The sequence below is a fragment of the Alteromonas profundi genome (assembly GCF_010500865.1).
GTDB classification, from domain to species: Bacteria; Pseudomonadota; Gammaproteobacteria; order Enterobacterales; family Alteromonadaceae; genus Alteromonas; species Alteromonas profundi.
Map to the genome: position 1 here is coordinate 91,074 of NZ_JAAAWN010000002.1, position 25,883 is coordinate 116,956.

Below are 25,883 nucleotides of genomic sequence, written 5' to 3' on the forward strand. Positions count from 1 at the left end.
AAATCAGAAAATGCCAGCGTATTCAAATTCTGAATAGGTAAAATGGTTTATAACTTCCTCAAATCTTACGCTTTAAGCCATGATATATATATATAGCATTGTTTTTTATATTTTTTAGATATGAACAGTTTAAATGATTTTTATAGGTGTCGCGTGGATATTTGAATTTTTTAAAATCCTCTGCATAAATTTCTAAGACTAACTTAGCCGATGCTTCGCTCCATAGGATTTCTTTTCTACAACTGACCTTCTTTGCTTTAACTTCCCCTATAACTTCAATTCCTAATTTTTCACCGATAGTGTTAATAGCATTCTGTATTCCGTCTTCGAACCTAAACACTTCAACCCCTTTACTAACAAAGTACGATTGGGGGCGTAGATGATTATCGAAAATTGCATTATTCCTTTTGTATTTGGTTAGGTTGTGAATGACCCACGAAGAGAATAATTCCTCTGGTTTTCTACCAAGGTCAATATTGTTCAATTTTACTCTATAGAAAAACTCACTAACTATTCTATCGAATGGATTTCTCACTATCGCAAATTTATATTCGTGTGGACGAACTAAACCGTTCGTGATTTTAATTAACGTTTCATAGCCAAAGTGTTGGGGTGTTACCTTTAAATCATCTAGTTTCTTTTGTGAAAATAGTAGTTGTTCATATTTTCCTGAATCGGCTAACCATGACTCTATAGTCGTACCACCTGTTTTTGGTATGTGTAAAAATAATACAGATTGTTGTTCATTTAAGTATAGAGGCATATAGAGACCTATTTTATTAAGGTATTTAAATGAGTGACTTTATTGATCAGAGTAGGCATAAAAGTTCTACTAAGTCATTGAATTAATGGTCTAGAGAGTGGAAGTATTAATGCTAAATAAATAATAGGAGTATCACAAGGTTTACTTCTAAATAAAAGTATTTGGCTTACTTTTTCTATTAAAGTTCTCAAGATATCAATAGTAAAGCATTTAATAAAAAATCTTGATAGTAAGTGCTGGAGAAACCAAGCCGTATAGTCGTTTGTATTGAGCCCATAAGTGAAGCAGGTCTAATATTTAATTTACTCGTTAAACGAATTAACGCCAATACACAAGGCCAAGCTAGGAAACGCTAAGTTTGCCCCGTCTCATTAGAATTGGGAAATGTCTTGTAATTGTAGATTAATAGATGAAGCATAAAAAAGGCTCTTTGATAAAAAGAGCCTTTAAGCATTCGTATGCAAGAGATCTATTTTCGAGATCGAAAAATCAACATAGATAGCGACATTATCAAAATAATTAAGGTACCCGGAGCAGAAACACTTAAAGGTGTTAACGAGTTGGATGTTCCCGTTAGTAGTAAATTATCGAACCCTGCGTTATTACCGCCACCAGTTCCCGATACCGTTAGGCGAAACGTGTAATCATCACCACCGTCCAGAAAAATACCACTAAGGTCGAATTCAATTGTTTCTGTAGGAGTAAAGCCTGGGTCATTGTTGTCGCCCGCAAACACATTCACAGTGTCAGAAAATATCGAACTTAGTCCATCTAATAATTCAAGAGAGAAACTAAGATCACGCTGCGCAGGTTGCAGGACACCATTTTTATTATAGATGGAGGCATCTAGTGACAAAACGTCTAGATCTATACCTGCAATCAACGAGCTTGCAGAAACCAATATATCGACAAACCAACTCCCCTGTTTGTGGATGTTGTGATCAACTGCGAACATGTTAGTTGAGTTGGTAAACAAATCTAAAGACGAAAGGCTGAGATCTTTAGGATCTAGCGTGTTCGTCACGCTAACATCATTTTCTGTCCAGGTTACATTTGCTGGGTCGCCAGATGTGCCAGTAAAATCAGACGATAAAATAACGCTTGCACTGGAAGGTAACGCAGAAGACAGCGCCATTACTGCGAGTGAAACCTTGAAGAAATTTTTTAACATAACAGCTCCTAAGAGTTGGATTTCTAGTCTAACTAAAATAAGCACAAAGTGCGCCACAATTTAAAGTTCATCTAAATCAATAGCTTGTAGCTTTTTCACAATGAGCGTTCTCATTTTTGTAAAAAAAACTGACATCCGGAATGCCTTTGCTATTTTTTCTAACTATGAAGAAATTTTTACCATATTTTCATAAAAGCATTAGTCTATCGGGTTCCATGTTATTGATTTATCCGTTGTGTATAATGTGAACGTGACCTTTCTAGTTATTAAACGAATAATTAGGTATGGTCCTTCAATAACATTACTGAAGCTTTTTCAGTTACATGGCCATAATCGAACTGAAGAGGCTCATCTTCTACTAAAATGGTGCAATCTTCTTTTGTAGCGCAAACATTATGTAGGATAGAAATATAACGAATCTCTTTTTCACTTAGCTCTTTGTTAAACTCAGTATCAATCGATTCTATGAAATCATACTTGCGAGTCCGTAGTAATTTTTCATCAAAATCGGCGTGGGCAAGGATACGTGGTAGCGGTTGTGTATACTCAATAATCGGACCAAAGATAGTCACCTCTGTGTTAAATTCCTCAAGTATCTGCAAGGTTTTTAATAACCATGGCAGGTCATTCATTTTCCATCTAGCTGAAATAATAATTTTATCGTATTTCTCTGTTGGAATGACTTGTTCAAACGCATAGCGCATTAGTTCTGTACAGCGTCTTTCGCCTTTATAGCTTATTGTAGGCTTACATCCGCTTGCCGTGACTTGACTTACTGTTTGGTTAGGTTTTTTATTAGCGTTAAGTCCGATATACCAATGCGCAGCGTGACTATCACCTACTAACAAGATATTTTCCTTCCCTTTCTCCGCTATTAAGCATTGCTCTTGATTGAAATAAGAAATATCCGGGTGCTTACTTGTTAGAAAACACACTCCGGGCCTAAAATAGTCCGCTTCATGAATTTCCATGAATTGCTCATACGCTATTTGCTTTTCTGAAAATCTTGAGGGCATTAGAAAGGTAAGGAAAAATACTATGGCACATAGTGCGGTACTTGTTGCTACTACGCTAAGGTATACTTTCCGGCCAGGTCTTTCGAGAATCTTAGAGTGTTTTCTAAACTTTTCTTCAATTAGATAATATGATGCTGTACCTAAAATAAATGAGAGTAGGAATACAATTACTTTATCTGTAGCTCGCAACTCAGTTTCAAAGTGAAGTTGGTAAAATATGATTACAGGCCAATGCCACAAATAAAGGGAGTAAGAAATATTGCCTACGAATATCGCTGGTTTTAAAGATAGTAATTTATAAAGAATAAGCCCTGAGCTAGAAAACGAAAGAACGACTACCGTGGCTAATGTAGGTATGAGGGCTTTAATACCCGGGAACTCGTCATGTGTTAGTAACACGCAACTCGCTAACAAAATCAATACCCCCATACTAGAAAGTATCTCGGATGTGATGCGGGTCTTTTTAACATGTAAACCGTAAATAGCGATTATGCCTCCCGCAATAAATTGCCAAAAGCGAGTAAAGGAAGCGAAAAATGCAAAGCTTAGATCGTTGTTAGTTAGGTAGATACAAAGTATAAAGCTTACAGTAAAAATACACCCAAGCATTAGTGCTGAGTATTTTTTACACATGCCGTACGCAAATATTAAAAAAACAGGCATTATAGCGTAGAATTGTTCTTCTACAGAAAGTGACCACGTGTGCAATAGGGGGGACCCCTGCAATTCACTGTCAAAATATCCTGATTTAGTATAAAAATAAAAGTTAGAAACATATAGGCATGAAGCTACTAGACTCCAAGCATATTTGTTAAATTCCCCAGGAAGAAAATAAACAAAAGCAAAGATTGACGTTATTGCTACTGTAGCTATATAGGCTGGGAATAACCGTTTAAAGCGTCTCACATAAAAATCTGAAAAACTGAAGTTGTTAGCGTGTATCTTACCGTATATTTGGCCCATAATAAGGTAGCCGGATATAACGAAGAAAATGTCTACGCCAATAAACCCACCGGGAAGATGGAAAGGGCTTATGTGATATATCACTACACTTAATACGGCTAGTGCGCGTAAACCTTGGATGTCTTCCCTGAATTTCATCTCTTTAATAACCTGTGGTGCTTTTACTAAATGTATTTATTTTTATACACAGAAATCATGGGTGTGCATAGTACTCTGTCAGTATTTTCGCTATTTTGACGCTGCAAAAGTGGCGGAAGCCTTTAAAAGTTATATTTCACCCATGAAAATTCTGCCAATATCAGCCATATAGGGTAGCGGTTTCATCGTACTCTCGTGTAAACTAACGCCTTTATACTAGGCAAACCACATATTCAGGCGCTTTTTTGGCTGTGTGCCGTTTCGCCGTGGTTATCCAGTCATCATGTCAATTGAGGAAAACATGGAGCTTGACGCTATTATCAATCAGGCACAAAGCCAGATTGACGCTGCACAAGATGCAGCCACTCTAGACCAAGTTAGGGTCGAATTCATGGGTAAGAAAGGTAAACTTACCGACTTATTAAAAGGGCTCGGCAAGTTGTCAGCACAAGAACGTCCTGCTGCCGGTCAAAAAATTAACCAAGCGAAACAGGTTATTCAACAAGCTATTTCAGCAAAAGGCGATTTTTTACGTACTGAAGAATTGAACCGAAAGTTGTCTGAAGAAGCTGTAGATGTCACTAAACCGGGTAGGGTAGAACAACCGGGCAACTTGCACCCAGTTAGTCGCACTATTGCGCGTATTGAGTCGTTTTTTGGCGAGCTTGGCTTCGCGGTTAAAACAGGCCCTGAAATTGAAGATGGTTTTCATAACTTCGACGCGTTGAATATTCCTGCGAATCACCCTGCGCGTGCTGATCACGATACCTTCTATTTCAACCCTGATATGATGCTTCGTACGCAAACCTCTGGTGTGCAAATTCGCACCATGGAAGCTGAGCAACCGCCGCTACGTATCATTTCGCCAGGGCGTGTTTATCGTAATGATTACGACCAAACCCATACGCCTATGTTCCACCAAGTGGAAGGCTTAATGGTTGATAAAGATGTTAGCTTTACCGATTTAAAAGGTATTTTGCACGACTTCCTTCATCACTTCTTCGAAGAATCGTTAGAAATTCGCTTCCGTCCTTCGTATTTCCCGTTTACTGAACCTTCTGCTGAAGTGGATGTGATGGGTAAAAACGGTCAGTGGCTGGAAGTACTGGGTTGTGGCATGGTTCACCCTAATGTATTGAAGTCGGTGGGTATCGATCCTGAACAGTATACTGGCTTTGCCTTTGGTATGGGCGTAGAGCGTTTGACCATGTTGCGCTATGGCGTGAATGACTTACGTGCGTTCTTTGAGAACGATTTACGTTTCCTTAAGCAGTTCAACTAAGGCAGAGAGTACACATGAAATTCAGTGAAAAATGGTTAAGAGAGTGGGTTAACCCATCGCTGTCGGCACATGAGCTGTCTGAACAGTTGAGTATGGCTGGCCTTGAAGTTGACGGTGTAGAACCTGTGGCGGGCGAGTTTTCTGGCGTGCTAGTGGGTGAGGTCGTTGAGTGCGGTCAGCATCCTAATGCCGATAAACTTCGCGTTACCAAAATTAATGTAGGTAGTGATGAGCTACTAGATATCGTTTGTGGTGCGCCGAATTGTCGTCAAGGTATTAAAGTGGCGGTGGCGTGTGTTGGTGCTGTACTGCCGGGTAACTTTAAAATCAAAAAAGCGAAACTTCGTGGTGAGCCTTCCTTTGGCATGCTGTGTAGTTTTTCTGAACTAGGCATTAGTGATGATCACGATGGCATTATCGAGTTGCCGTCTGATGCGCCTGTGGGCGCCGATATTCGCAACTACTTAAGTTTAGATGATACCAGCGTTGAAGTAGATTTAACCCCTAACCGAGCGGACTGTTTGGGTATTCGTGGTATTGCTCGCGAAGTGGGTGTGCTTAACAATCTTGATGTAAATGAACCTTCAATTGACGATGTTCAGCCTACAATAGAAGATGCCCTTACTATTACCCTTAGCGCGGATAGTGCGTGTCCACGTTATTTAGGCCGCGTAATAAAAGGTGTTGATGTTACTGCAACCTCGCCACTTTGGCTGGTTGAAAAGCTTCGCCGTAGCGGTATTCGCAGCATAGACCCCATCGTAGATGTTACCAACTTTGTATTGTTGGAACTTGGCCAACCTATGCATGCGTTTAATCTTGCTGCGATTAAGGGCAACATTAACGTACGTATGGCGAATGAGGGTGAAACTCTTACGTTGCTTGATGAAAGCGAAGCTAAACTTCATGACAATACCCTTGTTATTGCTGATGATGAAAAAGCCTTGGCGATGGCGGGAATTTTCGGTGGGTTGCACTCGGGTGTAAATACCGACACGAAAGATATTTTACTAGAAAGTGCGTTTTTTAGCCGCGATGCGATCATGGGGCGTGCGCGTCAATACGGTTTGCATACCGATGCTTCCCACCGCTACGAACGCGGTGTCGACCCTAAGCTACAACGCAAAGCCATGGAACGTGCTAGTGCACTAGTGCTTGAGATTTGTGGCGGGGAAGCAGGCCCGGTGGTTGAAGCTGTATCAGAAGATAAATTACCCAAACAAGCTACCGTTGTACTTCGTCGTGATCGATTACGCCGTGTATTAGGTATCAGTATCGAAGACGCTAAAGTGACTGAAATGCTAACACGCTTAGGGCTGACAGTTTCTGAGGTAAGCGAAGGCTGGAGTGCAGTAGCACCAAGCTATCGTTTTGATATTGCAATAGAAGAAGATTTGATAGAAGAGATCGCTCGCGTTTACGGTTACAACAACATTCCTAATGTTGCTCCTAAAGCAACGTTAGCGATGCTGCCTTCTCAAGAAGCAAAGCTAAACGTGAATAGCTTGAAATCGCTGCTGGTAAGTCGTGGCTATAACGAAGCCATTACGTATTCTTTTGTCGATCCTAAGGTGCAAAACGCGCTATTCCCTGAGTCGAAGGGCTTAGTACTACCGCATCCAATATCCTCTGATATGTCGATTATGCGCGTGAGTTTGTGGCCTGGTTTGTTAGGCGCTACTGCGTATAACCAGAAACGTCAGCAAAGTCGTATTCGCATGTTTGAAACTGGATTACGCTTTATTCCTCAAGCAGATACGCCTAATGGTGTATTGCAACAGCAGGTAATAGGTGGTGTAGTAGCAGGACGTCGTCATGAAGAACATTGGGACAGAGAAGACAGCCCAGTAGACTTCTTTGATGCAAAAGCTGATGTAGAGGCATTACTGGCTCTTACGGGTAAAGTCGGCGAGTTTAGTTTTGAAACTGCTACGCATCATGCTCTGCATCCCGGTATGACGGCAAAAATTTTGCTTAATGATGAAGAAGTTGGCTATATTGGTGCTATACACCCGCAATTTACTAAAATGCTGGGTGTGAACGGTCGTGTATTTGTGTTCGAGCTTGAAGTTGAAGCAATAACGGCACGCAAGCTACCGTCAGCGGTACCGGTTTCGCGCTTCCCATCAAACCGTCGTGATATAGCTATTACGGTTAAAGATGATGTGCGGGTAGGGAATATCCTTTCCTACATAGAAAAAATTGGCGTAAATCAACTAGTTGGCCTAAACTTGTTTGACGAGTACAAAGGCAAGGGTATTGAACCTGGTTACAAGAGCCTTGCATTGTCACTTCACTTACAAGATCCGGACAAAACCTTGGAAGAGGCTGAAATTCAGCAGGCTGTAGATACTGTAGTTAAGGGTCTGGAGACTGAATTTGGGGCCGCGTTAAGAGAGTAAACTATGGCATTGACCAAAGCCGAGATGGCTGAACACCTTTTTGAAAAACTTGGCATTAACAAACGTGATGCAAAAGATTTAGTGGAACTTTTCTTTGAAGAAATTAAAAGTGCACTAGAAGCTGGTGAGCAAGTAAAACTGTCAGGTTTTGGCAACTTTGACTTGCGTGATAAGAACGAACGTCCGGGCCGAAACCCTAAAACCGGTGAAGACATTCCAATTAAAGCGCGTCGTGTAGTGACTTTTCGCCCGGGTCAGAAATTGAAGAGCCGGGTAGAGAACTCTTCACCTATCGACGAGTAATAAACTTGTTGTTAGCATGAAAAAGAGCGGGGTAACTCGCTCTTTTTGTATGTTTTTAAGTTAGCCCTTTTTAAAGGCGCTAACTTTTTATTGTGTTTGGAGGAAAGTGTGAAGAAAGCGCTAGTGGTTCTTTCCATAGTGGTTATTGCTGTGGCAGGATGGTTTGTTTTTCTTTCTTATGATGCTGCTGAAAAAGCCGATGAGGCCGCTCAAGCTCCTGTTATCACGGTAATGGAAATACTCCATGCGTCAGATTTGCAAGCGGGTGTAAAACAGGCCGTGGCAACTGATGATGATGCAGCTATAGACGAGTGGATGTCGCAGGCGAAATCGGTGGCAGAAGCCGCGTCGTTGTCTTCACAAGATAAAGCTTACTTAGATTCGCAACACGCGAGAGAGTATGTGATCTTCAATGCTAAACGGCAGTTGTTTAATGAAGCATTTGAAGCACGTTATTATGCGTTAAAAGACATACAAGGGTTAAAAGCGCAATATCCTGAAGCTAACGACTTATTCCCTCGCGCTGATGCATTGCTTGAAAAGCGCGATAATATTATACGCCAGATAGCCGTGGCTATTTCAGGTGATAGCTCGCCAAGTGAGGCTGCTATAAAAGAGGCACAGGCGCAGTGGTTAGCACAAGCAAACGCCCGTGGCGAGTTATCCAGTCCCCGTGGCGAATTATCCAGCCCCCGTGGCGAAGCGCGAGATAGCGATACCCGCGATGCCAGTCAAGGCAACTAACGGCAGCATTGGTTACCGATTAACCTGTTTATGTAGCATGCGCCATGTCAATATAGGCGTTTACTAAGCGTGGATATCGGCAAAGGTAGCACCAAGTAATTTGGCGAGCGCGTTAGGCGCTATCGCCACTTCTAGGCCGCGTTTTCCGGCGCTTACATATATACAGTTTTTGTTCGTAGCGCTTTCATGAATTACCGTGCGTAATCTTTTCTTTTGCCCTAAGGGGCTTACCCCGCCAAGTACATATCCGGTAGAGGCGATAACTTGCTCGGCATCGGCCATCGACACCTTTTTTACCTTTAGCGCTTTTGCTATTTTCTTTTCACTTAAGCGCGCGTTTACCGGCACAATAGCCACGGCTAATGTAGCGCTTTCATCACGTACCACCAAAGTTTTAAAAACATCGTTTGCGTCTAACGATAGCTTTTCGGCCGCTTCGGCGCCATACGACGCTGCCCGGCTATCGTGGTCATATTGAAGTAACTCATAGGGTATTTTATGTTTTTTCAGTAAGGTTATAGCGGGTGTCATTATTCTTCCTGTTTGTACCATTGCCGCTTATGAACACTCTGCCCTGGAAGCAGGGGAGTAGCACCATGACTTGCGTAATCGTTAAATCCTTTGGCATAAAACGGAGATAGCGGATGACCCGATTGCCCGCCTGGAAGGGTTAATATAGCCCTATCTAAATGTCCGGGGCTTACAAAAAAGCGTTGTGATGCACCAAAGTTAGGGGCTTGTACCGAGGGCATGAAGGTATCACCAAACCCTTCTACTGTATCCATATTCAATAAGTGTCCAACCCCTGGTATTTGTGCGGCGAATGGATGGGTAATAGTTAGCTTGTTTACCTCTCCCCAACGCAGGGTTGCCATATCGGCTTCTTGTGGCGAGTAGCGGTTTAACAATTCGTGCTTAGCTTCGCGATATGCATCCACCAATAATTCATCAAATGTTTCTGTATTTGGCGGTAGCCAATCATTAGGTTGCGTGTGTATAAGCTCCCACGTGGCAGGTTCAATCCCCCGTAATAATGTACGGCTATTCACACCTTTTTCGTCTAGCGAGTGTAATAACCGTCCGAATAGCTTTTGTATTACATGGCGTCTAAAGTGTTTAACAAGTGTGTAGCCTACCGAATCTTCACACGCGCATTCCTGCCATTGCCCCAAATACGCAAGGTCTACTTTAAACTCTACGTCGTGGGCGGTGAGTAAGCCACTTAACAAATGATGCCAAGGAATGAGAAATTGGGCGTGGTTGTCTAGCTGAATAGCGTAAAAATCTTCTTCGGTAAAGGTATCTTTTTCAAATAAACGGTCGCGAATTTGCCGTGCGCGAGCGCCGAGGGCATAGCCACCGTCACCCAGCCTTGGCATGTCGCTGGCCGTTATCACACGGGCGTTTGCAGTCCAAATTCGCTTACTGTCGGGGTTTTTAACAACAGGTAAGTTACTGGTCTTTCTACTCTTTTGTAACGGCAGAGCCGTTTGAGTAATAGCTGTTTCAGTGGCTTTGTTACGTGCCATAACCGCGCCTGCTGGCGTCCATGCTGCGCTGCCTTCTTTATCTACTATTACTAGGTTTTGCACGGGCATGGCAATACGTCTTGCGCTACGTATAGCGTCATCAATTGTGCGTGCGCTGGCTAAATCTATTACCGACAAATTAACGGCGAACGGGTGATGTGCTACCCAGTTAAGGGCATAGCGCTGTTCACCTAATGTAGTTACTGGCCCGTAGTCGCTGTGTTCAAACGAATAGGTAACCGCTTCTTCACCTACGGTTATGGTGCTTTCTATTTGGGTTGTTACAACATCATCCTTTAGCGCTATCCAGTCTACGTTATCTAGGTTAGCGTTGGTGAAACCCCAGGCAATATGATTATTAGTACCTACTATAACACCGGGTAACCCAGGCAAAGAAACGCCGGTAACCTGTATATTCTCGCCTTTATCTAGGTAGTTTAATTGGGTGCGATACCAAATAATAGGTACCCGTAAACCTAGATGCATATCATTGGCTAATAACCCACTACCGGTAGGGGTTAGTTCGCCTGTCACCGCGTAATTGTTACTGCCTATGTCGGCGGGTGGCACTGCGTTGTAATTACGGGCTGTTTCGCCTGCGCTAGCGTTATTACTACTAATATTGTTAGAGCTAGCCTCATTTGTGCCGGTGTTCTTTATGGTCGCCTCATGGGGGTAGGTGGGAATGTCTGCATCTGAAAGGGGAATTTCGCTGCCATCTAAGGCGGCTTGGTAGTTACTTGGCTGGGTAATAAAGCGGTATACCTGCTCACCAAAGTTATCTTTTAACGCAGTGCGCGCCAAGTCTAGCTCTATTTGTGTGCCCTGTAAGTCAAGATACATGCTGTAGGCTACCAGTATACTGTCGGTAGGGCGCCAGGGTTTTAAGGTTACGCCTGCTGCAATATACTCAAACGGTGGCACACTATTTTCGCTAAGTGCTGTATTTACCCCGTGGGCGTATCGCACTAACATCTCTTGCTGCTCAACGGGCAAGTTTTCAAATACTTTTTTTGCTCGCTGCGAAAACTGATGAAAGCGATGGCGTTTATCAAGGGCTAGGGCAGGCTCGCCTACCCATTGTGCTAATTCGCCGGCGGCGGTTCTTCGTTGTAAGTCCATTTGAAAGTAACGGTCTTGGGCATGAGCAAAGCCCAATACAAACGCAGCATCAAATTTCGACTGTGTGGTTACTATAGCGTGACCTAGTTCGTCGCGCTCTAGCGAAGAGGGAGCGTCGATATATTGGCTAACATCGTTTCCATCAAGGGTGGGTAAACTCATAAAGAGAGTGGCGTAAATAGCACCTACACTCACAAGCACGAGCACTACCGCACCTAACACCAACCACTTGATCCAAGTTAACACGTGAATTACTCCCTTTTTTTCTCTATCCTAACCACAGATACCGTAAAATTGAAGTGATGTTTTATGAAGAGTAAAAAGGGGCAGTTATGGGCCCACTAATGCTAGATTGTTGTGCTGAACGTTTGTTGGCTGAAGAAAAAGAAAAGTTAGCGCACCCGGTAACCGGCGGGGTTATTTTATTTAGTCGCAATTATTATGATAAAGCGCAGCTAAACCAACTAATAAAAGAAATACGAGATGCGGCAAACAAGCCTTTGCTTATCGCAGTAGATCATGAAGGCGGGCATGTGCAACGGTTTCGTGAAGGTTTTACGGCTATTCCGGCAATGGGCAAACTTACCGAGATTGCCCCTACCTTCGAGCAAGCCATTGAATTGGCGCAAGCCTGCGGTAGTGTGTTTGCCTATGAATTAAAGCAACATAACATCGATTTTAGCTTTGCCCCTGTGCTGGATATAAATGGGGTTTCTGAGGTAATAGGCGACAGGGCATTCGCCCCCGATAGTAGCGATGTTATTGCTTTGGCTACGGGGTTAATAACGGGGTTAGCTCAATGTGCTATGCCCGCTATTGGCAAGCACTTTCCGGGTCATGGTAGCGTGGCCCCCGATTCTCATGTTGCGCTTCCTGTTGATTCACGGGAATTTGAAGAAATTTTGGCGACGGATATGGTGGTATTTAAAACACTTATTGAGGCGGGATTACTGGACGGGGTAATGCCAGCCCATGTTATTTACTCACAGGTAGACGACAGCCCTGCTGGTTTTTCTTCCACGTGGCTGCAAACACAGTTAAAGCAGACACTAGGGTTTAACGGCGTGGTGTTCTCTGACGATCTGTCAATGCATGGTGCCAGTGTGGCAGGCGGGTATCCAGAACGAGCACAAGCTGCGCTAGACGCGGGCTGTGACATGGTACTTGCGTGTAACAATACCCAAGGCGCAGAGGCAATATTAGACAGCTTAGTTCACTATGTAGAGCAAAAAAAGAAGGCAGCCAAACATACTAACAATACCAATAGCGCCCTTACCAATTTATACGCTCGGCCATTACCTGGTCATGCTCATCAAGCCTATAAAGACGGGAAAGCCTTGCTGCAAAACTACCAGATTACGTAATTGTTTTTATTATTTACGCTAATTAATCGGCGTAGATAATGGCCATGTTTGTTCGTAGGCTTTAATGAAAGGGCCCGATAAAGAGCGCTAAACAAAGCGTTAGCCACAAGAAACATGTGGCTATGGTAAATAAGAAAGTTCAGGCTAAGGTTAAACTGTTACGTCATTAACCTTAGCTTGAAAATTAAGGTAGCGGGCTAGGGTAAACAAATAATCTGATAAACGATTAAGGTATGCTGGTACAACCTCAGGCACATCGTAATGACGACGTAGCGATATAACCGCACGCTCTGCCCGTCTACACACCGCTCTACACACATGGCTTTGCGCAGCAGCTGTACAACCTCCGGGTAATACAAACTGTGTTTGAGGCGGCATTACTTTACTAAGCGCATCAATCTCATCTTCCAGCGCTTTAATATCTGCCTCAGATAAAGACGTGTTTGCGGAAATTGCGAACCCTGCTTGAAACAAGTTACGCTGAATACTATGTAAATGCGGGCGAAACTCTGCAGCGGCTACGGCAGCCAGCAGTCCTAGTTGGCTGTTTAGTTCGTCAATGTCACCGTAGCTATTTACTACCGCATCGTCTTTGTCTACCCGTAACGGCTTATCTGCGTAAACCTGCGTAGTGCCTTTATCGCCGGTACGTGTGTAAATTTTCATTGTGCTTTCCTGTAAACCTTATTCCGCTAACCTGCTAACGGTTAACTACTGCTCAGCCGGAGCGGGGCGCTTATAACGGCGAATTTCTACCACCATACCGAATAAGGGGTGGTCAAAATAATGCAGTTGCTTACTGATCACGCGGCGCTGCTCACTAAAGGGTACAGATACCAGACGATAATCAGCCTGCGCCTCTGATGGCGACATTGCGCTATCCATACCCGCGATTTCATCTATGGGCTTTAGCGCTTTAAGCGGTATAGGTTGGCGGTAAAAAAGCGCACTGTCTATATGTAGGTAAGGTACGCGATTAATGTATTTTAAAAATACCTTAAGGCTACCGTCTAATTGCCATATAGGAGTAGTAGGCGCTTGTTGAACTATTTCACTTTCATCGTTCGGTAAAGGCGTACCCAGTTTATTTATAATGGTGTCACTAAAATACGAAAAATCTACCGGGGCTGGGGCCGAGAGTTTTTGTTCTAAGTGGTCAAAAAACTGATCAGCAGAGGTGTTTGGGTTATCACTTTGGCCACTTAAATTCGATAAACTGGGTAATAACTCATCGTCATTAACCGCCGGTGTTACTATTGGATCGCCGGATAAAGTAAAACGATCAGCAAAATTTTGGCCTGCAAATAAGCGAACATTAAAGGCGTTGTCTTTGCCGAATAACACTGGCTGACGCCATGTTACATGTAGCAATCGAGTTAAATCGCGATTTTGACGTATTTGCCGAGACAAGCTGGTTAATTGCTGCGAAGAGGCCGGCAATAAATGCGCATGGCCGGCGCGAGGCCAGTCGAAGCCTTCCGGCGTTATGGGTAATTCGTTAGGGGCTGGAATGCGGTTATCGGGCCTATGGGTGTGCCATTGTCCCCTTTGATAGGTCATCCATGGTTGCACAGTTTTACAGGCTGTGACTTCAGGAACCGAAATTTCTTCTGTTAATTCACTGTCTTTTAATAACATCTCAAGGGCAAAACTACGTGCCGCTTGCTCATTTTCAAGGGGGAGGGAATCAACGTGAGCGAGGGGGTCGGTATCAGCAGCGCCGGCACTTTTCACTGTGTCTACTGCTTCTACTACATCCATTGTTTTTACTGCATCTAACGCGTCCACGGTAGCATCCGCTGTCTCACCATCGAATAACGCGGTATCGCTTACATAGGCAATATCTTCAGGCCACTGGGGGGTAAGCGCTTGGTTACAGTTAGGAAGCCCTTGCTTTAGCCAACTAATATTAGGAACAATGGCATCGCCGATAACATCCGCTTCCACCAAGGGCGGGGCTAAAGAATCTGCAAATTCAAACTGCTCGTCAAGCTCTGTCAAATCGAGCTTTCTTTCAAAAACAATAACTTCTACGTCAAACCACCAGTCATCATTTGCCTTAGTTGGTGCCGCGGTAAGTAAACAAACCATGGTTAACGACAAAAGCGGGCACCAGCGAGAAACCTTCATGTTATCGCGACTCCTTTGCAAAATCGGCAATGATACCGCTAATTAGCGCAATACGCTGCTCGGCGGTCTCTGTTGTGTTAACCACTCTTAGTTTTTGGCTGCCTTCAAACTTAAATTTATCCGGCTTGCTTTGGACTAGTTGAATAATAAAGCCAGGGTCAACTTTGGTGGTTTCTTTAAATTCTATGGTACCGCCTTGGGCAGACAAGTCTACTTTTAGGATACCTAATTCTTGTGCTTTTAATTTTAGTTCAGCCACTTGCACTAAATTCTTCGCAGCATCTGGTAACAACCCAAAGCGGTCGATGCACTCTACTTGGAATTCATCAATATCTTCTTGAGAACTGCAACCCGCAAGGCGTTTGTATAAAGATAATCGTGTATTTACATCGCTTATATAATCCTCAGGAAGCAATGCCGGGATGCGCAGTTCAATTTCGGTATGCCCAGCCATAGCGTCATCTAAAGATGGCTCTTTTCCATTTTTAAGGGCCGTTACGGCTTTATCTAACATATCCATATACAAACTAAAGCCAATACTCGCAATTTGTCCCGATTGATCATCACCTAATAATTCCCCAGCACCCCGTATTTCTAAATCGTGGGTAGCAAGGGCAAACCCGGCGCCCAAGTCTTCTAACTGAGAAATAGCGTCCAGTCGTTTCGCCGCATCTTTAGTCATGCGTTTTGGATGTGGCGTTAGTAAGTAAGCATAAGCTTGATGATGAGAGCGGCCAACGCGCCCCCGAAGTTGGTGTAACTGCGCCAGGCCTAAATGATCGGCACGGTCCATTATTATGGTGTTAGCGGTGGGCACATCTATGCCCGTTTCAATAATAGTGGTGCAAACCAACACATTATAGCGTTGATGATAGAAATCGCTCATTACGCTTTCTAGTTCACGTTCGCGCATTTGCCCATGACCCATAGCAATACGCGCTTCGGGCACAATTTCAGCAATTTCTTCTACGGTTCGGGCAATGGTGCTTACTTCGTTATGCAGAAAATATACTTGGCCTCCGCGTAATATTTCACGCATGATGGCTTCTCGAATAACCGCTTTGTTACGTTGTTGTACAAAGGTTTTAATAGACAAGCGTCGCGCTGGCGCCGTGGCTATAATTGACAGGTCGCGCATGCCGGATAACGCCATATTTAAGGTGCGCGGAATTGGCGTTGCGGTTAAAGTAAGAATATCCACATCGGCGCGAAGCGACTTCAGCTTTTCTTTTTGACGCACACCGAAGCGATGTTCTTCATCAATAATAACCAAACCCAGATCGCTAAATTTAATGTCGCTGGAAAGCAGTTTATGGGTGCCAACCACAATATCTACTTTACCTTCACTAATGCGTTCTATTACGTCTTTTTGCATTTTGCCACTAACAAAGCGGCTCATTACTTCAATTTCAAACGGCCACGCGGCAAAGCGATCTTTAAAGTTTTCGTAGTGCTGCTGGGCTAACAGGGTGGTAGGCACTAAAATCGCAACCTGTTTACCTTGATTCGCGGCTAAAAAGGCTGCCCGCATGGCCACTTCGGTTTTACCAAAGCCTACGTCACCGCACACCAGCCTATCCATCGCTTGGGGGCGGCCCATGTCATGAATAACAGCAGCGATGGCTTGTGCCTGATCGGGGGTTTCTTCAAACGGAAAGCTATCAGCAAAGGCTTGATAATCTTCCCAGTTAATGGGATAGGCAAAGCCCGGTTTAGCTGCTCGTCTTGCGTAAACATCCAGTAATTCGGCTGCCACATCACGCACTTTTTCAGCCGCTTTTTGTTTCGCTTTGCTCCATGCATCGGAACCAAGTGCATTAACCGGTGCAGTATCCGCATCTCCACCTGTATAGCGTGAAATAAGGTGTAATGAAGCAACGGGCACATACAGCTTAGACTGCTTGGCATATTCAATACACAAGTACTCTGTGGTAACCCCGCCTGCGTCTAAGGTTTGCAACCCGAGGTAACGCCCCACACCATGGTCAAGGTGTACCACTGGCTGCCCAATAGACAATTCCGCCAAGTTTCGAATAATGGCACTTTCATCGGTGGCGGTTCGCTTATCTCTACGCCTACGCTGACTTACTTTGTGACCAAGTAACTCAGTTTCGGTAATAAACAATAACTCGCCTTCAGGGCTATGCCAGCGAAAGCTGTGTTCAACCATGCCAACCGTAATGCCAATGTCGTCGTGGGCGGTTAAGAAAGTGGCAAATGATTCTGTGGCAGCGGGTTTAATGTCAGCCTTTTTAAGTAAGGTTAACAAGCCTTCTTTACGGCCTTGTGTCTCAGCACAAAACAGTACTTTAGCGCCGCGCTTCTTTGCGTCTTTAACGGTGTTTATAAGCTGCTGGGCAGGCACTTTTTTCTGAGAGTTAATAGCAATATCATCAAGCTTTTCGCAGCCTAGGTTAAACGCCCCCGCGCTATCTTCTAGCGTTTGTGGGCTAAGCGACACTCTTGGCCACTGTTTAATCGACCCAAATAACTCATTGATGGGAAGAAACAAATCTTCCGGTGGCAATAAAGGGCGTGCTGGGTTGTAGCGATATTGTTCATAGCGTTCTTGCACATCGGCCCAGAAGAATTCACTGGCATCTTTTACATCGCCATGCATCAATAACAACGAGTCGGGATGTAGGTAGTCAAAAAGTGTTGCCGAGGTTTCGAAAAATAGCGGTAAGTAATACTCTACACCGCTTGGCATAGTACCCTTGCTTACTTGCGCAAAAACAGATTCAGACGCGTTGCTGGCATCGAATTTTTCTAAAAATTGCTGCCTAAATAACGTGATTGCCGCCTTGTCGGTGGGAAACTCGCGCGCGGGGAGTAAGCGAATTTTATTTACCGACTCTCCCGAGCGCTGGGTATCTGTGTCGAAAAAGCGAATTGAGTCAACTTCATCATCGAACAGGTCAATACGAAACGGCTTATCGCTGCCCATTGGGAACAAATCGATAATGCTGCCGCGTACCGAAAATTCGCTGTGACTCATTACCTGACTTACATGCAGATAACCAGCTTGCTCTAAATTTCGCCTAAATTGGTCTCGGTCAATCGTGTCGCCTTTATTTAGCATTAACAAATACTTGGCTAAATAATTGGTGGGCGCTAAGCGTTGCATTAGCGTGTTAACAGGAACAATAAATATGCCGTCCCGTTGTTGGGTAAACCGATACAAGGTTTCTAAACGCTGAGAAACAATATCTTGATGAGGAGAAAAGGTATCGTACGGCAAGGTTTCCCAGTCGGGAAATAGGGTAATAGGAATGGGTTTCTCTGACATGAAAAATGCCAGCTCTTTTTCCAACTTTAGTGCCGAAGGAGTATCTGCCGTGACCAGCACGATAGGGCCAGCATACTGAGCCTGTGCTTGGGTGATACACAACGCAGGGCTACTGCCTTGCAGCTGCCCCCAATGCTTGTGATCTTGAGATGTGGTAGATTTTTTCTGCGCTGGTATGGGCAGTGATAAGAGGCTGGCAGTCATGGTGTCCTGTTAACTAACAATACGTTCGCGATGAGGCGGTATTAGTCGCCTGATTTCTTCTGTTGAGCACGTTTACGCAGCTGTTGTGTTTGCAAATGCAAACTGGCGCGTACAAGAAGCTCTTGATCTTGTTCTCTGATGGTACTGAATATAAAGGCTATATGGTAATCATCCTCAACATTCTCGCAAGTAATAACTTCACCGAAACAAAATATGGCGGCAGCTTCCGAGTCTAAAAACAGCTTAAGTTCAGCATATGTCCCAATATCCATAGGCGTGTCACTTTGTATAATAATGCCACCACCACCAAACTTTATTGTCTTAAAACGCGCATTTGGTTCATCTTGCTGATGTAAAATAAACGACATCATCAAGTCAATTTTTTTTGCTTGATGGTTAAGGTATTCAGTAAGCGATTCAGCGTGATCACTTAAATGACGTAAGGGGCGTAGCGCTTGCGCTTCTAAACTGGCCATTTCGCTGGCTATGCGAAACGCATAAGGCATCGCACTTTCTAGCTGCGCTTCTGTGGCGGGCACCGCGCCCTTACTTACTGGCGTTACATTTATATTAATCTCATGGGCAATCGAAAAATACTCGTCGAACTGCGTCTTTTTTTGTTCCAGACTTAGGTTTTCCACTTTTTTCTCCCACCACTTATTCTTGTACAGCCAGTAGCTTACACGTAGACTACTCACTTTACTATTTTGCAATTAACTCGTCATCTTTGCGTCATTCTCTGCTTATGCTTAGCTAGGTGATAGACGAAGGATGAATTCAGCACCACAAATAGGGCGCAGTTTTGTTTTATCCTCTTTCTGCCTTTATCGCTTATCGCTATGCGAAGTCGTCTGTCGGTAAATCTGCCGGTGGCAATAGCTTTATTTCATTTATAAATCGGTTTTCAGTGGCGGGCATAGCCTTAGGCCTTACTGCGTTAATTGTTGTGTTGTCGGTGATGAATGGTTTTGAAGCACAACTAAAGCAACGAATTTTGGGCATAGTGCCACATATTGAAATTATAGACCCTATACAAGAAAGTAGCGTAAAAGCGCTTCCTCACGTGGTAGCAAGCATGCCTTTTAGAGAGGCAGAAGCCGTGGTGCAATCGTTTACCGATTTACGGGGCGTACAAGTTCACGGCGTAGCCCCCGATGCGATGATCGCACACGCCATGGTGGCTAAGCAAATGACCCAAGGCCGTTTTGAAAACCTTAAAAGCGGCAGCTTCAACGTAATAATAGGTAGAGCTTTGGCGCTGCAGTTAGATGTTAGGGTAGGCGATAACCTTAGGGTGATGGTTGCGGGCGCCAGTGTTTATACGCCCTTTGGCAGAATGCCTAGTCAACGCCTTGTTACGGTAAGTGGCGTGTTTGATATGGGCTCGCAAATGGATGATAAAGTTATCTATATGCATTTGGACGATAGTAACCGTTTGCTACGAGATATTAAGGGCGAGGGGCAAGCTACTCGGTTATTTCTGGATGACGCCTTTGCCTATGCATCTACCGAAGCCGCTCTAGCGCCTTTAGGCGTAAACTATATAACGTGGCGAGATAAAAAAGGCCCCTTGTTTGATGCAGTCAAAATGGAAAAGAACATGATGTTTCTTATGCTGTTGCTTATTATTGCTGTGGCGGCGTTTAATATTGTTTCTGCGTTGGTGATGGTGGTGTCTGAAAAACAAGGCGACATTGCGGTACTGCAAACCCAAGGTATGACACCTAGCAGTATTATGTGGATATTTGTGTTTAACGGGTTATTCAATGGCATGAAAGGGGCCAGTATTGGCTTAGTTGCTGGTGTTATACTTACGCTGCAGTTAAACACACTTTTATCACTAATAGGTTCGCCTATCGCGCTAGCCGCTGGTGGGCAGGGGTTGCCGATAGAAATGGATGCGGTGCAAATTGTGGTAGTGGCCTGTTTATCGCTACTATTGTGCCTTTGTGCAAGTTTGTATCCTGCGCGTAAAGCTATGAAAGTACACCCATCTCACGCCTTACAAAATGAATAAGTGAACGAATATGCCGTGCAAATAGCGGCGAAATTCTCTATACTCGCGGTCTTTTCAACTTGGGTCAGTGGACGTCATGAACAAGAATTTTATTACCTCGCAATCGCTGTTACAGGATTCCTTTCGCTTAGCCGCAAAGGTTTATGAAGATGGGTTTCGTCCCGACTTTATCATCGGTATTTGGCGTGGCGGCGCACCCATAGGTATCGCGGTACAAGAGTTTTTTGAGTTTAAAGATACTTCTACCGATCACATTGCTGTTCGTACCTCGTCTTATTACGGTATTAATAAGCAGTCGAAAGAAATTCGCGTGCACGGCTTGCATTACTTAGTTGAGAACGCTAACGCTAACGACAAGTTACTTATTGTGGACGACGTATTTGATTCCGGTCGCAGTGTAGATGCGCTAATTAATCAAATTAATAAGCTTATGCGTTTGAATATGCCTAAAGACATTCGCATAGCGTGCCCGTGGTACAAACCACAAAACAATACTACCGATATTGTGCCAGATTATTATGTGAACGAAAGTGACGAATGGTTAGTATTTCCTCACGAAATTGCTGGCTTATCGGAACAAGAAATTCGTGAAGGCAAAAGCGAACTTTCTGATGTTATGGACATCTTGTTCGATAAGTAAGCCTGAGTATTGTTGAAAAAAGCCGCTTCAAATTGACGCGGCTTTTTTATGCCTGTTTTTTGTAAGCTTGTTGTTTAAAATAACGTGCGTGGCAGACATTTATTATTTATCTAAATAAAATTTATCGTGAAAGGTGTATACCCAAGAGGGCTGGTAAATTACTAACATGGTAATCGCCAAGCCATTGAAGAAAGCCTCTGGAAACACCAGTAGTGGAATAAGCAAAAGGTAATTATCAACGATAATGTCCCATTGATAGATTCCGTCGAGATAAAAGTAACCACCAAGGGCAAAGGTTTTCACAGCAGCAGTTAAGGCGCCTGGGAAAAACGCACAGATAAAGATATACACGAAAAGGTGGCGTGAGATACGGTGGAAGGCAAGCATAAAAATAAGGTACGTTAACCCTATCGGTAATACGATGCCAAGCAACCCCTGAATGCCGAAACTTTGCCAACTACTGTAGCCTGCGGCTGTAGCGCCAAGCAATGCAAGGGCGCCAGTAATTATGGCGTAGCGAAAACCCAACATAAGCGTAAGGGCACTTAAGCCCATTACGTGCACGTACAAGTCATCGTATATTCCAACACGCAACATCCACAAGGTAAAAAGGGTGGCAGCACTGCCAAACACTAAATGCTGTTGATGCCTATCTTTAGAGAGTCCGCTAAGTGAAATGTTTTTTATGGCTATGGCCAAAACGCCCACAAAGCCTATTAGCCCTACCCATTGAAGTGACGTCATTAACTGCTGCCCCTATTTATTACTTGCTATACGTGGCCCAAATTGGCGCATGGTCAGAGGGCTTTTCTATTCCACGTAAGTCGTAATCAATCCCCGCATCGGTTAATTGCGCATGCATGTTAGCCGTGGCTAAAATCAAGTCGATGCGTAAGCCGCGGTTATCGTTGAACCCCTTCGAACGGTAGTCGAACCACGAATATTTATCGTATACTTCGGGGTAGAGCGTGCGGAAACTATCTTCAAACCCCCAGTTAAACAGCGTATTTAGCCATTCTCTTTCTTCGGGCAAGAAGCTACATTTTCCGGTGCGCAACCAACGTTTTTTGTTTTCTTCGCCAATACCTATATCTAAATCGGTGTGCGAAATATTCACATCGCCCATAACAATGATATTGTCGTCAGGCGTGTGGTGGGTATCTAAATAATGCATCAAATCTTTGTAAAATTTGCGCTTGGCAGGATACTTGGTTTCGTGCTTTTCGTTTTCACCTTGCGGGAAATAGCCATTTAAGATGGTTACAGGTTCACCCTTAGCGTTAAGGGTTTTTAGCATGATCATTCGACGCTGAGCATCGTCATCATCGGTAGGGAAGCCTTTTTGCACCTCGATAGGTTCATTTTTAGCGAGGAAAGCAACGCCGTAATGGCTTTTTTGCCCATGAAAATACACCTTGTACCCCATGGCTTCTACGGCCGCAACAGGGAATTGTTCGTCATGAACTTTAATTTCCTGTAGGCCTATGATGTCGGGCTGGTGGGTATCAATAAGCGCTTGCAATTGATGTAGGCGCGCGCGGATACCGTTGATGTTAAAAGAGATAACTTTCATTTGCGAATCTTAAGAATATAAACGTGGCGCTAGTTTATCAGAATGTAGCGGCGAACTTAACGCTTCCCTTATACACAAAATATGTATACACGTACCCCGTTTAGGTCGCGTTGCTGTTAAGACCGATTAAATAGCTAAACCAGAGGTTTGCGTCTTTTACGGTGGCATCACACAAGGCGTTGGCATCCTTTGTAAATGCATCGATTGCTATTATGGTTTGCTGTTTGAAGGTTACCCAATCCTTGGCGATTAACGCCATTGTGTCGTAGTAATAGGTTGGCAATGTTAACGACGTATCACAAAAGCTTTTCTGCTTATGCAAACGCCGTGAGATTAGGTTGGCGCCCATTGAAGACCCCATCCACACATAAAGCCCTGCAATACACGATGATGTCATGCCGCTAAAAGTAGGGGGCGGCGCTACTAACTTAGTGAAGTCTGCGGTGGCCAGCGCAGAATTAGTTATGCCGTATTTGGCTGAATAGCACTTAGCTTCACAGGGCTTGGCAACGTGAAAATTAGATGCAGAATCCTCAAGCGCTGTCATATCGGCTTTTAAAGCGCTAACCACGCCTTCAATATTTAATAGCGCTATTAAGGCCTTCATATCTTCTATGTCTGCGCTATTGTTTATTTCCATCTCATTTATACATAGGTGTGCTACGTTACTTACTTGTCGGTGAAAACCATACATTGTTGTAAGTATCGTTTTGTAGCTTGTAAGCGGTATAGGGGCCTCGTTATGAAACACAGCAAAAGGCGCACTATGTTCTAATTTTCGGTGTTGCTGAAAGGTGCCCGATTTTAATTGAGTAAATAAGTTATCCATGCCATACCAACAGTAAAAAGACCCTAAGCATTGTGAGTCGAGCATGGTAACAGGGAAGGTTAGGATGACCAACGTCCTGTTTACTATATTTGCTAAAAGCCGGGTTAGATGGGCGTTTAACGCTATTTTTGAGGGTATTTTGCCCGCACAAGATTGCGATGGCAGTTTCAGCAGGTATACTTGCGGCAAATTATTGGTGAGGTAGAACAGGTGTTTCCAGATACGGTTACAAAAGAATTAAACGAGGCTACATTGGCGCAAGCGAAAACACTGTCAGCAGAAGACAGACAAATGCTGGTGATTAGCTATGTTCCTAAGGCCAAGCAAATTTGGTTGGTTAAAGGGCAAGATGGCTTTGTCATGTTAGAAGATAATGAACAGGTTAGATTACCGGTATTTCCTCACCACGACTTAGCGCAAGATTGGATCAATGAAAACGAACTTAACAGTGAGTGTGTTGATATAACACTCAGTGAATTCACCGATACCTGGCTACCCGGGCTAACCAAAAATAGCGTTGAGCTTGTAATGTTCCCTAGTAAAAGTGATGAAGAAAACTTAGTGATGACGGCACAAGAGTTTGCTAACGAGCTGGCCGCGCTGGCTAAAGGGTAAGTACCGATATATGAACTCGACCTCTTCATCAAACAAGGCTTTGCCATTGGCCGCATCGGTGGCTAAGGCGAATGGTTGGGATGGCGCCACAAGAGCAATAATGTTGGCCGGTAAGCATCTGCCCGTTTTACCTGAGCACTTGCGCAAAGATGATACTCAAGTACCGGGTTGTGAAAGCCCTGTATGGCTTGCCCGTATCGCATATGAGTCAGACTCCCACGTGCGTTTAGCGCAAGATAGCCAGTGCCCTGACAGTAGTGAGAGCCTTGCCGCTTATTCACCGAGTAAAATAATTCGTGGTGTATTGGCAGTATTGTTAGAAAAGGCGAATACGTTAACGGAAGAGGAGCGAGAGAGCTTCGATTTCCAGCGCTATTTAAAAGATAACAAGCTAGAGCGACACCTTAGTCAATCACGCAGTAATGGTATCGCCGGTGTTCTTACGCGTTTGTCTACGCTCTAACTGTTTCAGGCGAGACTTGCCGGCAGTTGTAGTGGCCAATGCAAAGGTTAAGAAGGGTGCTTGTTTTTTGCTTCAATCCATTGCGACATATACTTACTGGCATTAAGTGTTTGGTGCCATAGCAGGCTTTGTAAAAACAAGCCTTGGCGATGGGCATCGCGCGTGGTTACCAACTGCTCTAAAGTGTTAATAACATGGCCACTATTCGTTTCTTTTTGATAGGCAGAAAAAATCTGCATGCCCTGACTAGCCGCCTGTGTCCACGCTTCTTCATTGGTGTAAAGATGTTTAGCGTGGTGGGCGAATTCTTCTGGGGTTGCGCATATGGCGCCGCCCCATAGGTTTTGCGCGTTTTCTTCGGCAATTAGTTCACCCAGTCCTTCTGCGCCAATCCAAGTGGTAAGGCTTGGGGTAGCACAGCGCATCGCATCAAGTAACTTCCCTTTAATTCCTGCGCCAAAGCGCACTGGCGCAATAAGAATTTTAGCATTACTGATTACTGTGGTTGCTTCTTCAGCCCATCCTTCTACAAAAAATCCTTGTTTAGGGTTGTGCAACTGAGTGGCTTTTTTGGGCGGATACGCACCATAAATACGAAGATTTACATGGGGTAGTGCCTGTCTAATTTTAGGCCAAATGGTTTGCTTTAACTGTAAAACTGCATCCCAATTAGGCGCGTGTCTAAAGTTACCTATGGTTACGATATCTTGACGCTGATGGAATGAGGGCGTGTTCGCAAGAACCTCACCTACATCAAGGGGGAGATAGTAAAGTTGTTGTTTGGGTACCCGATAAAAGTCGGTAAGTAGCCGCATTTCTGCTTTGGAAAGAATAAGGGTAATATCGCTGCGTAATATAGCCGCCACTTCTCGTTGTGCCAATAGCGAAGATAAGTCTGCGTCGGCGGCATCTCCGGTTCGTTTAACGGCCTCGTGGCGTGCTTGTCGTAAACTGTGCAAATCTTCGGTATTAAGCACGCGCAGCGCGTTCGGGCAGTTTTCTTTCACTCGCCAAGCAAATTGCTCTTCACTCATGTAGCGGTCGAATATGACAATGTCGGGGGCTAGCGCTGCAATTCTATGGTCAAAACTATTGCTATTTAATTCAATCGACTCGCAACTTACGCCAAGGTTATCTAAATCAGCTTTATGCACACTGTCGGTAGCAGCGGTAACAAATGTAACTTTATGATTTTTATTAACGAAGCGTTTTATAATAGACAGCATATTTTGACCCGCCGCCGATGAATTTGGCTCAGGCCAGACATAACCAATAACAACAATGTGAAGCAGCTTATTTGACATAACAAGGGTAAGATGGTGAGTT

Annotated in this window: 22 protein-coding genes; 9 read left to right on the forward strand and 13 right to left on the reverse strand. The window is 44.1% G+C overall.

Annotated features, from left to right (window positions below; all coding sequences use genetic code 11):
- Positions 1-58 precede the first annotated feature (58 nt).
- From GTH32_RS01980 to GTH32_RS01990, 3 genes are all read right to left on the reverse strand, one after another.
- Complete coding sequence (locus tag GTH32_RS01980) at positions 59-763, reverse strand: sulfotransferase family 2 domain-containing protein (RefSeq protein WP_163083563.1); 705 nt, start codon at positions 761-763, stop codon at positions 59-61.
- 469 nt (positions 764-1,232) lie between these two features.
- Complete coding sequence (locus GTH32_RS01985; protein WP_163083564.1) at positions 1,233-1,934, reverse strand: hypothetical protein; 702 nt, start codon at positions 1,932-1,934, stop codon at positions 1,233-1,235.
- A 278-nt stretch (positions 1,935-2,212) separates the two neighbouring features.
- Positions 2,213-4,051, reverse strand: a complete 1,839-nt coding sequence (locus GTH32_RS01990; protein ID WP_163083565.1) for an acyltransferase family protein — start codon at positions 4,049-4,051, stop codon at positions 2,213-2,215.
- Positions 4,052-4,352: 301 nt separating this feature from the next.
- Between GTH32_RS01990 and pheS the strand changes: the two genes are divergently transcribed.
- The 4 genes from pheS to GTH32_RS02010 all read left to right on the forward strand — a co-directional run bounded on the left by pheS (position 4,353) and on the right by GTH32_RS02010 (position 8,782).
- Positions 4,353-5,333 carry a phenylalanine--tRNA ligase subunit alpha gene (gene pheS, locus GTH32_RS01995; protein ID WP_163083707.1) on the forward strand — a complete coding sequence of 327 codons (981 nt, stop codon included), beginning with the start codon at positions 4,353-4,355 and terminating at the stop codon, positions 5,331-5,333.
- 14 nt (positions 5,334-5,347) lie between these two features.
- Positions 5,348-7,735, forward strand: a complete 2,388-nt coding sequence (gene pheT, locus GTH32_RS02000) for a phenylalanine--tRNA ligase subunit beta (RefSeq protein WP_163083566.1) — start codon at positions 5,348-5,350, stop codon at positions 7,733-7,735.
- Positions 7,736-7,738: 3 nt separating this feature from the next.
- Positions 7,739-8,038: an integration host factor subunit alpha gene (ihfA, locus tag GTH32_RS02005; RefSeq protein ID WP_163083567.1), complete on the forward strand. Its 300-nt coding sequence runs from the start codon at positions 7,739-7,741 to the stop codon at positions 8,036-8,038.
- A 108-nt stretch (positions 8,039-8,146) separates the two neighbouring features.
- A complete protein-coding gene (locus tag GTH32_RS02010) occupies positions 8,147-8,782 on the forward strand; it encodes a hypothetical protein (protein WP_246223107.1) in 636 nt (211 codons plus the stop codon).
- 63 nt (positions 8,783-8,845) lie between these two features.
- Here GTH32_RS02010 and ybaK read toward each other — a convergent pair whose 3' ends face one another.
- Positions 8,846-9,313, reverse strand: a complete 468-nt coding sequence (gene ybaK, locus GTH32_RS02015) for a Cys-tRNA(Pro) deacylase (RefSeq protein WP_163083568.1) — start codon at positions 9,311-9,313, stop codon at positions 8,846-8,848.
- On the reverse strand, positions 9,313-11,679 hold the full coding sequence (locus GTH32_RS02020) for a penicillin acylase family protein (RefSeq protein WP_163083569.1): 2,367 nt from the start codon (positions 11,677-11,679) through the stop codon (positions 9,313-9,315). Before GTH32_RS02020 ends, ybaK begins: the two co-directional genes overlap by 1 nt.
- 86 nt (positions 11,680-11,765) lie before the next feature.
- On the opposite strand from GTH32_RS02020, the gene nagZ reads away from it, so the two are divergent.
- Positions 11,766-12,797: a beta-N-acetylhexosaminidase gene (gene nagZ, locus GTH32_RS02025; RefSeq protein WP_246223108.1), complete on the forward strand. Its 1,032-nt coding sequence runs from the start codon at positions 11,766-11,768 to the stop codon at positions 12,795-12,797.
- A 150-nt stretch (positions 12,798-12,947) separates the two neighbouring features.
- On the opposite strand, the gene GTH32_RS02030 is transcribed toward nagZ, so the two are convergent.
- From GTH32_RS02030 to GTH32_RS02045, 4 genes are read right to left on the reverse strand one after another with little or no spacing between them, the layout of a single operon-like run.
- Positions 12,948-13,463, reverse strand: coding sequence for a cob(I)yrinic acid a,c-diamide adenosyltransferase (locus GTH32_RS02030; RefSeq protein WP_163083570.1), 516 nt, complete (start codon positions 13,461-13,463; stop codon positions 12,948-12,950).
- 45 nt (positions 13,464-13,508) lie between these two features.
- Positions 13,509-14,927: a CsiV family protein gene (locus tag GTH32_RS02035; protein ID WP_163083571.1), complete on the reverse strand. Its 1,419-nt coding sequence runs from the start codon at positions 14,925-14,927 to the stop codon at positions 13,509-13,511.
- 1 nt (position 14,928) lies between these two features.
- A complete protein-coding gene (mfd, locus tag GTH32_RS02040; RefSeq protein ID WP_163083572.1) occupies positions 14,929-18,420 on the reverse strand; it encodes a transcription-repair coupling factor in 3,492 nt (1,163 codons plus the stop codon).
- A gap of 41 nt (positions 18,421-18,461) precedes the next feature.
- Positions 18,462-19,061, reverse strand: a complete 600-nt coding sequence (locus tag GTH32_RS02045; protein ID WP_163083573.1) for a PilZ domain-containing protein — start codon at positions 19,059-19,061, stop codon at positions 18,462-18,464.
- A gap of 161 nt (positions 19,062-19,222) precedes the next feature.
- Between GTH32_RS02045 and GTH32_RS02050 the strand changes: the two genes are divergently transcribed.
- Together GTH32_RS02050 and GTH32_RS02055 are read left to right on the forward strand one after the other, a co-directional pair.
- Positions 19,223-20,437, forward strand: coding sequence for a lipoprotein-releasing ABC transporter permease subunit (locus tag GTH32_RS02050; protein WP_163083574.1), 1,215 nt, complete (start codon positions 19,223-19,225; stop codon positions 20,435-20,437).
- A 76-nt stretch (positions 20,438-20,513) separates the two neighbouring features.
- A complete protein-coding gene (locus GTH32_RS02055; protein WP_163083575.1) occupies positions 20,514-21,077 on the forward strand; it encodes a phosphoribosyltransferase in 564 nt (187 codons plus the stop codon).
- 102 nt (positions 21,078-21,179) lie between these two features.
- Here the strand turns inward: GTH32_RS02055 and GTH32_RS02060 are convergent, their stop codons facing one another.
- The 3 genes from GTH32_RS02060 to GTH32_RS02070 all read right to left on the reverse strand — a co-directional run bounded on the left by GTH32_RS02060 (position 21,180) and on the right by GTH32_RS02070 (position 23,479).
- Positions 21,180-21,821, reverse strand: a complete 642-nt coding sequence (locus tag GTH32_RS02060; protein WP_163083576.1) for an energy-coupling factor ABC transporter permease — start codon at positions 21,819-21,821, stop codon at positions 21,180-21,182.
- Between the two features lie 19 nt (positions 21,822-21,840).
- Positions 21,841-22,650 carry an exodeoxyribonuclease III gene (gene xthA / locus GTH32_RS02065; RefSeq protein ID WP_163083577.1) on the reverse strand — a complete coding sequence of 270 codons (810 nt, stop codon included), beginning with the start codon at positions 22,648-22,650 and terminating at the stop codon, positions 21,841-21,843.
- A 100-nt stretch (positions 22,651-22,750) separates the two neighbouring features.
- Positions 22,751-23,479, reverse strand: a complete 729-nt coding sequence (locus tag GTH32_RS02070; protein WP_163083578.1) for a hypothetical protein — start codon at positions 23,477-23,479, stop codon at positions 22,751-22,753.
- 180 nt (positions 23,480-23,659) lie between these two features.
- Between GTH32_RS02070 and GTH32_RS02075 the strand changes: the two genes are divergently transcribed.
- Together GTH32_RS02075 and GTH32_RS02080 are read left to right on the forward strand one after the other, a co-directional pair.
- Complete coding sequence (locus GTH32_RS02075; RefSeq protein WP_246223109.1) at positions 23,660-24,094, forward strand: DUF2750 domain-containing protein; 435 nt, start codon at positions 23,660-23,662, stop codon at positions 24,092-24,094.
- A gap of 10 nt (positions 24,095-24,104) precedes the next feature.
- Positions 24,105-24,557: a SufE family protein gene (locus GTH32_RS02080; protein WP_163083579.1), complete on the forward strand. Its 453-nt coding sequence runs from the start codon at positions 24,105-24,107 to the stop codon at positions 24,555-24,557.
- Between the two features lie 47 nt (positions 24,558-24,604).
- Here the strand turns inward: GTH32_RS02080 and GTH32_RS02085 are convergent, their stop codons facing one another.
- Complete coding sequence (locus GTH32_RS02085) at positions 24,605-25,849, reverse strand: glycosyltransferase (RefSeq protein ID WP_163083710.1); 1,245 nt, start codon at positions 25,847-25,849, stop codon at positions 24,605-24,607.
- Between the last annotated feature and the right edge of the window lie 34 nt (positions 25,850-25,883).

Coding starts and splice junctions, on each gene's coding strand:
- GTH32_RS01980 (WP_163083563.1), bottom strand. CDS start 763: ATGCCTCTATACTTAAATGAACAACAATCTGTATTATTTTTACACATA.
- GTH32_RS01985 (WP_163083564.1), bottom strand. CDS start 1,934: ATGTTAAAAAATTTCTTCAAGGTTTCACTCGCAGTAATGGCGCTGTCT.
- GTH32_RS01990 (WP_163083565.1), bottom strand. CDS start 4,051: ATGAAATTCAGGGAAGACATCCAAGGTTTACGCGCACTAGCCGTATTA.
- pheS (WP_163083707.1), top strand. CDS start 4,353: ATGGAGCTTGACGCTATTATCAATCAGGCACAAAGCCAGATTGACGCT.
- pheT (WP_163083566.1), top strand. CDS start 5,348: ATGAAATTCAGTGAAAAATGGTTAAGAGAGTGGGTTAACCCATCGCTG.
- ihfA (WP_163083567.1), top strand. CDS start 7,739: ATGGCATTGACCAAAGCCGAGATGGCTGAACACCTTTTTGAAAAACTT.
- ybaK (WP_163083568.1), bottom strand. CDS start 9,313: ATGACACCCGCTATAACCTTACTGAAAAAACATAAAATACCCTATGAG.
- nagZ (WP_246223108.1), top strand. CDS start 11,766: ATGGGCCCACTAATGCTAGATTGTTGTGCTGAACGTTTGTTGGCTGAA.
- GTH32_RS02030 (WP_163083570.1), bottom strand. CDS start 13,463: ATGAAAATTTACACACGTACCGGCGATAAAGGCACTACGCAGGTTTAC.
- GTH32_RS02035 (WP_163083571.1), bottom strand. CDS start 14,927: ATGAAGGTTTCTCGCTGGTGCCCGCTTTTGTCGTTAACCATGGTTTGT.
- mfd (WP_163083572.1), bottom strand. CDS start 18,420: ATGACTGCCAGCCTCTTATCACTGCCCATACCAGCGCAGAAAAAATCT.
- GTH32_RS02055 (WP_163083575.1), top strand. CDS start 20,514: ATGAACAAGAATTTTATTACCTCGCAATCGCTGTTACAGGATTCCTTT.
- GTH32_RS02060 (WP_163083576.1), bottom strand. CDS start 21,821: ATGACGTCACTTCAATGGGTAGGGCTAATAGGCTTTGTGGGCGTTTTG.
- xthA (WP_163083577.1), bottom strand. CDS start 22,650: ATGAAAGTTATCTCTTTTAACATCAACGGTATCCGCGCGCGCCTACAT.
- GTH32_RS02070 (WP_163083578.1), bottom strand. CDS start 23,479: ATGGATAACTTATTTACTCAATTAAAATCGGGCACCTTTCAGCAACAC.
- GTH32_RS02080 (WP_163083579.1), top strand. CDS start 24,105: ATGAACTCGACCTCTTCATCAAACAAGGCTTTGCCATTGGCCGCATCG.